This window comes from Pontibacter rugosus, assembly GCF_042678745.1.
Taxonomy (GTDB): domain Bacteria; phylum Bacteroidota; class Bacteroidia; order Cytophagales; family Hymenobacteraceae; genus Pontibacter; species Pontibacter rugosus.
In genome coordinates this window covers 1-7,535 of sequence record NZ_JBHTLD010000227.1, presented here as the reverse complement: position 1 = coordinate 7,535, position 7,535 = coordinate 1, and the positions used below count along the sequence as shown (strand labels likewise).

Annotated in this window: 7 protein-coding genes; 2 read left to right on the top strand and 5 right to left on the bottom strand. The window is 47.1% G+C overall.

Annotated elements, in window-relative coordinates; all coding sequences use genetic code 11:
* Positions 1-241 precede the first annotated feature (241 nt).
* Positions 242-1,033: a TVP38/TMEM64 family protein gene (locus ACFQ2O_RS18375; protein ID WP_377531337.1), complete on the bottom strand. Its 792-nt coding sequence runs from the start codon at positions 1,031-1,033 to the stop codon at positions 242-244.
* Positions 1,030-1,848, bottom strand: a complete 819-nt coding sequence (locus ACFQ2O_RS18370) for a rhomboid family intramembrane serine protease (protein ID WP_377531335.1) — start codon at positions 1,846-1,848, stop codon at positions 1,030-1,032. The genes ACFQ2O_RS18375 and ACFQ2O_RS18370 overlap by 4 nt, the downstream gene beginning before the upstream one ends.
* 189 nt (positions 1,849-2,037) lie before the next feature.
* Between ACFQ2O_RS18370 and ACFQ2O_RS18365 the strand changes: the two genes are divergently transcribed.
* Positions 2,038-3,885, top strand: a complete 1,848-nt coding sequence (locus ACFQ2O_RS18365) for a glycoside hydrolase family 3 protein (RefSeq protein WP_377531333.1) — start codon at positions 2,038-2,040, stop codon at positions 3,883-3,885.
* Positions 3,886-3,952: 67 nt separating this feature from the next.
* Positions 3,953-4,645, top strand: a complete 693-nt coding sequence (locus tag ACFQ2O_RS18360; protein WP_377531330.1) for a hypothetical protein — start codon at positions 3,953-3,955, stop codon at positions 4,643-4,645.
* 423 nt (positions 4,646-5,068) lie between these two features.
* Here ACFQ2O_RS18360 and ACFQ2O_RS18355 read toward each other — a convergent pair whose 3' ends face one another.
* The 3 genes from ACFQ2O_RS18355 to ACFQ2O_RS18345 form a co-directional block, all read right to left on the bottom strand.
* Positions 5,069-5,587, bottom strand: a complete 519-nt coding sequence (locus ACFQ2O_RS18355; protein WP_377531325.1) for an NUDIX domain-containing protein — start codon at positions 5,585-5,587, stop codon at positions 5,069-5,071.
* Between the two features lie 90 nt (positions 5,588-5,677).
* Entirely contained in the window at positions 5,678-6,700 is a 1,023-nt protein-coding gene (locus ACFQ2O_RS18350; protein WP_377531321.1) for an SDR family NAD(P)-dependent oxidoreductase, read from the bottom strand.
* A gap of 97 nt (positions 6,701-6,797) precedes the next feature.
* On the bottom strand, positions 6,798-7,535 hold a 738-nt coding region (locus ACFQ2O_RS18345), incomplete at its 5' end, for an outer membrane beta-barrel protein (RefSeq protein WP_377531317.1).

Below are 7,535 nucleotides of genomic sequence, written 5' to 3'. Positions count from 1 at the left end.
GCTAAATTATAATATCTTAATTTTTCAATGCCAATATTTGTCTTAACCCCATGATTTTCAGTTCATGTACCTGCTCATTTTTGCACAACTTTCGCACGTAATTGCACCTGCTAAGAAAGGACTTATACGTTCGCATCAAGCCTATAGCAGGCTTCATCCGTGGCGGCTATTTGAAGTAGAAGCATCAAAAAAAGCCAGCCTGTAAAGAGGCTGGCTTCAGTGTATGGCTGGTGGTTTCAAACTATTTTTTCCTGATATACTTGTCGTATATAATGTAGCCGATAAACACCACCAAACTGACGGCTGATACCCATATAAGCCCTGTTTTCAGGCGCTGGTTGTTTTCGCCGAGCCATGCCAGGAGCACTGTCAGCGGTATGATGCCGGCCAAGGTAGCAGCCAGAAATTTTAAGTAACCCATCCGGGCTAAGCCTGCCACAAAACTTACGGCATCGTTAGACAAAAAAGGTGAGATGCGTGCGATCATCACAGCCCAAACTCCATATTTGTCTACAAACCCGACAATTTTCTTCTCTGATTTTTGCCCAATTAGCTTAGTAACACCTGCCTCACCAATTCGGTGGCCAATCCAGTAGCCTAGAGAGGATGCCACTACTACCGCCGTTATGGCTATAATAGATCCCCAAAAGGAGCCATAGGCAATAATGGCCACCAGCATCAGCGCGACCACGTTAATTACGAGCAGAAACATCTGCGCCACCATGGCTGCCACAATAAAGAAAGGCCCCCAGAAACCGAACTGCTCTACCCAGGTAGTAATGCGCTGCTCATCCCCGCTTGTCAATACATCCCATGCCTCTTTCACCCCCTCCTGAAAACCAGGAAAAATAAAGTATGCAGCTACTAGTGCAGCTAAAATAACAGCCGTGATGATAAGCGGTGCTTTGCTTTGCTCCGTCTCGCTATCAGTATCTGTCTGCTGCGGATGGTCTTTCGCGTCAGCGTTAGTTTGCAGGTGTTCCTCCTTTTTCAGGTGTTGGTGATCTTCTAAATGATGTTGTTTATTAGTCATATGCTTGAGATCGTCTTGTTCTTTTCATTAGACGAAAGCAAACCTTCCTTTGTTGGCGATTTTGTAGTGCCTGTAGAGGGTGTGTAAGTATAAGTATAGCTTGTAGCTGTAGGTTGTGGCTGTATCTTGTAGTGGATAAGCATGTGTTGGTACTGTGGCCCAATGGTGCTGCTCATGTGGCGTTGAACCAAATTGGGTGCATAGGGCTTATCTGCTGGCTCAGGGTTTCGCTCGCCATAGGCAATAGCAGCCACCAAACCTGACACTAAGCCAGCTATATGCCCCTCCCAGGATACCCCTTTTTCATTTGGGAATATCCCGTAAAACAAACCGCTGTACAGAAACAGAATAGCTAAAGACACAGCCATAGCTCCTCTGTGCTGCCTCAAAAATCCGTTGAACAGCAGAAAGCCCGCCAAACCGTATACTATGCCACTGGCTCCGATGTGGTACGCCTGCCTACCTATCAGCCAGGTTAACAAGCCGCTCAAAATATAAATCAGCACCACCACCTTATGCGCTACTTTACGGTACATGTAAAGTATAAACCCTGAAAGCAACAGGAGCGGAAACGTATTTGATAGCAGGTGCAGCAAACCGCCATGTATAAGCGGCCCTAAAAACACCCCTATCAGCCCTAAGAAATTGCGCGGCAAAATACCCAGAAAACCCAGGTCGGCACCAGTGAGATAACTAAGCAGACTGATGAGCCACATGAGCGCCACAAACAGCAAACCCGGCAAAAAACTGTAGCCAAAGTTCGGTTCGGTATCTGTTAGGTTAGTAGCGTCGGGCTTAGGTAAAAAGGTAGACATAGTTTGCGCTCAATTTCTTAAAGATAAATAAATGAACAAAAACAGACACGATATGCTTTACCACATGAATGATTTTAACGTAAAGTAGGCGCTAACACAGCCGCATACATTTGTACCTGCTTCGGCCTATGGAAACAGATTACGCTAATAAAAGATATGATGCGCGGATGTTTAGCGTTAAAAACATATATGCAACAAAAAAAGAGGCTTCATAAAAAACGACAGCACACCCAGCTCTGGCTACTGCCTTTGCTGGTATGGGTGCTATACGCTTGTGAGGGTTCTGATGCCCGCCAACAGCAGCACGCGCAACAGCAAGTTGAGGTTTTGCCGGTAGAGCGCAAGCCTTATGTGCGGGCAAGTTCTCTTATCGATGCAATGGAAGACAGCAGCTCTTATTGGGTTGATTCCGTCTTTAGCACCCTTACCCCTGATGAGCGTATTGCACAGCTTATTATTATAGAAGCTTTCTCTGACCAGGGAGCTACGTATGAGGCCGACGTGATGTACCTGGTTAAGAAGTATAAAATCGGGGGGATGATCTTTTTTCAGGGAGGCCCGGTTCGGCAGGCTATACTTACCAACCGCTACCAGGCAGCCTCCAAAGTGCCGCTGTGGCTCGCCATGGATGCCGAAACAGGGGTAGGTATGCGCCTGGATTCAACCATGTACTACCCTTCGCAGCAAATGATGGGCGCTATTGCCGACAATGGCCTGATATACCAAATGGGACTAGAGGTAGCGGCAGAGTTTAAAAGGCTTGGAATGCATATTAATTTTGCCCCTGTTGCAGATATCAACAATAACCCTAATAACCCCATTATCGGCTACCGGTCGTTTGGAGAAGACAGGCTGGATGTAACGGCCAAGAGCCTGGCTTACATGCGCGGTATGCAGGCAGGAGGCATCATAGCCGTTGCCAAGCATTTTCCGGGACACGGCGATACCGATGTAGACTCGCACCACGACCTGCCCATTATACCTTTTGGCAAACAGCGGCTAGACTCGCTGGAGCTTTATCCTTTCAAGCAGTTGATAGCGTATGGCGTTGGAGGCATTATGGTAGCTCACATGCATATACCGCAGCTTGACTCTACCCGAAACTTACCGTCCACGCTTTCTGAGCCGATTGTAACTGGCTTGCTGCGTAAGCAATTAGGTTATCGGGGGCTGATTTTCACGGATGCCATGGTGATGAAAGGCGTTACAAAGTACTTTAGCCCCGGTGAGGCAGAAGCCCGCGCTTTAATGGCCGGCAATGACGTGCTGGAGCGCCTGAATAGTGTGCCAAAAGCTATTCGTGCAGTAAAGGCCGCCATAGCACGAGGCGATCTAACGCAAGCAGAGATAGACAGGCGCTGCAAACGCATCCTGGCTGCCAAACAGTGGCTGGGCCTGGACAAGTATAAACCAATCCCGCTGGAGAACCTGGTGGACAATTTGAATGCTCCCGGTGCAGATACCACCAACATGGCGATGGCAGAGGCTGCAATCACACTGCTCAACAACAGGAAAAACCTGCTGCCGCTGCGCCAGCGTCGCTTTCCAAAAATTGCCACTGTATCAATCGGTGCTAAAAGAGTGACAGCCTTTCAGCGGCAGGTGCGGCAGCAAGGTATAAACACAACGGATTTCTACATTTCGCGGAAGGCAAATGCGAAAGAGACAAAAAAGCTGTGGCAGAAACTGCGCAAGTATGATGTGGTGCTGGTAGCGATGTATGGCCCAAGTATAAGGCCAAGTATCAACATGGGCTACTCAAAGGATGCCACTAAACTAGTGCAACAGCTAGCAGCCTCAGATAAAGCAGCTATTACGCTGTTCGACAATGCCTATGCAATTAACCAGTTTCCTGGCATCGAGAAAAGCAGAGCCTTGCTGCTGGCTTATCAGCCACACTTCCATGCCCAGGCAGCAGCTGCTCAACTTGTATTCGGCAAGATAGCGGCACGAGGCACCTTACCTGTCACCGTGAACAAGTATTATAAATATGGGGATGGTATTAGCAAAGACAAATCGTTTATTGCCGGGCCCTAAGCATCCCGAATGAACGCCTTGCGTATGAAGAGCAAATGAATTGAGCTACGTAAAAATACCTATACTTATGAAAGCCTTTACCTATACCTTTATACTATGCTTTGCCTCCTGCCTTTGGAGCTGTGAGAGCCGCCGAGATGTGGATTCGACAGAAGCAACCGCCGCTACTTCAGAAGACACAGAAACAATTGAAGTAAGAAAGACCGGAGAAACCGCTGAAGAAGAACTCGAAAATTTCAGGGGCTGGTTGAACGAGCAAACTGCAAAAGGCGATGAATCTATTCGGAAAGAGTGGCCGGGCATAAAAGGTGAACTGCGTGAGCGTAACCAAAAACTGGAGGAGAACTTTGAGAATCTTTCAGAGAAATCAAAGCAGGAATACAGAGAGCTCCAAAACCGCTATAGCCGTTGGGAAGAGCGCCAGGAGCGCAGGCAGCAGCAACCCTTAAACCAGGATAAAGTGCAGGAGTGGCAAGGCACTTTGCTAGGCGAGCACAAACAAATCTCCACCATCGACCCAACCGACATGCGCGAAGCCTACCTTACCTTTATGGGTACTGTGCGTGCCAAGCGCCGCTCCTGGACCCAAAACGAGTGGGACTATGTAGATAATGTGTACAGCAGCCTAAACGAACGCCGACGCCAGGTGGAAGACCAGCTAACTACTGGAGATAAATTAAAAATAAGAACGTTACAGGCTGAATACCTGGCACTGGAAGGAAGCGCAGACGCCAACAGTATGGTGCGAGACGTGAAGTAAAAAGGTTGTATTCAGCTTTTAAAGTGTAAAAAGTCTTCTGTAGTATATCGCAGAAGACCTTTTTTATGGCGACTACATCGGGTTGTGCCATTGTATGCTTCCGCTAATCCGCTGGCGCGAGTATTTAACTCGTGTCCTACTATGATGTCGAGTTTATAACTCAACTGGCTTGAAAAGCCATACCTGAATAGCCAGCTCCTACTTTCTGTAGCTCAACATAGCGCCAGCGTCTGCTTGTGCCTCTAACTGCCTCGGCCATACTTGCAAAGCCAATGCTGACGGAGTTTAAGTCAGCCCATCCACCCCTGTCAGGTGTGGAACAGATGCTATACTTAGCTCAACCATAAATTCTATAAAGTATACCAAAGGCAGCCTTCGACTACTATATAGAGAAAGCTGCCTTTTGTAATAAGCTGTAGAGGTTTAAGCTTTGTTTTTAAATTTAACCCATTGCTGTGCGATGATGGTTTTAGCATCAGGCGTAACCAGTGCATCCAGCTCGGCAGGCGAATAGCGCATAATTTCTATTTGCTCATGCTCGCTGCTGTTGCCACCACCATCTGCTTTCTGATGCGATACTTCTGCAAAGTATAGCCACACCAGCTCTGTAGATCCTCCCGGGGAAGAGTAAAACTTGTGCAGGAATTCCAGTTTATCTACTTCATAGCCAATCTCTTCTTCAATCTCACGTTTTATACTTGTTTCCGGCTCTTCACCTTCATCCACCATACCGGCCACAATCTCAACCAGCTCTGACTCAGAACCTATTCTGAACTGCTTTGTAAGTACATACTCCTGCTTTTCTGTATCAAAAACCATTGCGGCCACGGCTGTGCCCCTGTCATATTGCTCTCGGGTAAACGTATGGCCGTCCTGCTCTACGGTCAGGGTATACATTTTGAAAAATCCGTCGTAAGCTATTTCTCTTTTTTTGATATCCATAGTATAAATGATCTGCTTTGTTAAAGGTGATGCAGACGTAAAAGTATATAAAATTTAGCCTATACTTCAGTCCAAGTATAGCGCCTACCGTTACAGCTCATTGTTTTTCACGGCTGCCTGCTGTGTTGTTTCGGTTAACGCAGACTCCGACAGCTTAGACTCGCTCTCATATCCCTTCGCTCTGGTTTTTCCGATACCTCCCTCTCCGGGCAATATACTATTTGCTAAACCCAGTATACCCGTCATCAAACCTGGAGAAAGCTTATGCAGCATAGACCCAAACTTTGCAGGCAGCGTGGTAGTTACCTCTGCATCGCCATAACGCAAGCCATTCAGAATCTTTTTAGCTGTTGCCTCTGCACTCATAGACGTAAGCGGGTTAGAATCCATAATCTTAAAGAGGGCATATTCCTGCTTATGCTGCCCTTTCACGATAGCATTTCTTGGGCTCCCGGATTGGATAAGTCCTGGCGTAGCCGTGGTAACGGTAATGTTATATTGCATCAGTTCTGCCCTTAACCCTTCTGACAAGCCTACCATAGCAAACTTACCAGCACTGTAAGGCACCAGGTGCGGAACGCCTATCTTACCTCCTATAGATGCAACATTGAGAATGCGGCCACCGCCACGGGCTCTCATACTTGGCAGTACGGCCATAGTAGTATATATAGGCGCCCAGTAGTAAGTGTTTATCGCTTCTTCAAAATCTACCTCCGTCATTTCTGTTACAGGGCCTACCTGTATAATGCCAGCATTGTTGATGACTACATCTATAGGGCCAAATTCATTTGTTACGTTGGTGATAAAAGCCTCTACTTCGTCTTTTTTAGTAACGTCGCACTTCTGTACCAGCACGTCGGCTCCTGTGCCAGCAAGCTCCATACGGGCATTCTCCAGCTGCTCTACATCACGTGAACAAAGCACCAGCCTGGCTCCTTCTTTAGCAAGCTGGCGAGCCATTACCAGCCCAAGTCCACGCGCCCCACCAGTTATCAAGACTACTTTTCCGCTGAAATCGTATGCGTTTAATTCTCTTACAGCTGCACGTGCAGCCACTAAAGCCCCGGCTCCGGCAGCCAGCCACCAAAGCGTATTTTTATCGTTCTTTTTCATAGTTATTGGATATGGTATAAAAATAAAGGCAGATGCTTTTGCACCTGCCTTTACCTCTACGGTTGCAGAAATGAGTGGTTAAACTTAAATGGAAACGCTACCGCTTTTTAGAGAATATCTTGTTTTTGATAACAGGGGTGTACTGTAGCTTAATAGAAGCCACGCCAAAGTGATCTTTAGTATTAGGATCGCCAATGCGCGGGCCTATGTTGTCCAGAAAGTCGGTGGAGGTGATTTGGTACATCAGCTCAGGCGCAATGCTGAATTCATCATTCACTCTGAAACGAAGTCCTCCGCCAAAAGGAATAACAGCAGCAAAAGCAGGGTACTCCCGCTCAGGATCATACGTAGTCTGAGAATCATCTAATTCGCCATACTGCCTCGGGAAGGAAGTTGCCGTATAGTAAACCGCTCCTATACCTGCGCGCACGTAAGGTACTACAAAGCGTTTACGGCTGGAGCGGTAATTGCCAGCGCCAGCATAGCTATCCAACAGATTAAGCACTATAGAACCGGAGAATTGTAAGACTTCAGACTCGAAAGCTATGTTCAAATCAGGATTAGGGACTTTTTCTGTTGCCCCCAGACGCATATAGTCTATGTTTCCACTAAAACCTAAGTATGGCGTAAGCTTATAAAGAGCTCCTACACTTGCGCTTGGGCCAAAGTTATTACAGCCCCAACTGCCGCAGATATCGCTTTTAATAGCAGCTATACCTGCACCTACCACCACTACTACTCCCCGCTCCTGCATGTTACTGGTGTGGCTTCTGCTCTTATTTCTGTATTGGGCAGAAGCATCAAAAGAACAGGACAGAAAAATCGAAAAAATAAA

Coding starts and splice junctions, on each gene's coding strand:
- ACFQ2O_RS18360 (WP_377531330.1), top strand. CDS start 3,953: ATGAAAGCCTTTACCTATACCTTTATACTATGCTTTGCCTCCTGCCTT.
- ACFQ2O_RS18370 (WP_377531335.1), bottom strand. CDS start 1,848: ATGTCTACCTTTTTACCTAAGCCCGACGCTACTAACCTAACAGATACC.
- ACFQ2O_RS18350 (WP_377531321.1), bottom strand. CDS start 6,700: ATGAAAAAGAACGATAAAAATACGCTTTGGTGGCTGGCTGCCGGAGCC.
- ACFQ2O_RS18365 (WP_377531333.1), top strand. CDS start 2,038: ATGCAACAAAAAAAGAGGCTTCATAAAAAACGACAGCACACCCAGCTC.
- ACFQ2O_RS18375 (WP_377531337.1), bottom strand. CDS start 1,033: ATGACTAATAAACAACATCATTTAGAAGATCACCAACACCTGAAAAAG.
- ACFQ2O_RS18355 (WP_377531325.1), bottom strand. CDS start 5,587: ATGGATATCAAAAAAAGAGAAATAGCTTACGACGGATTTTTCAAAATG.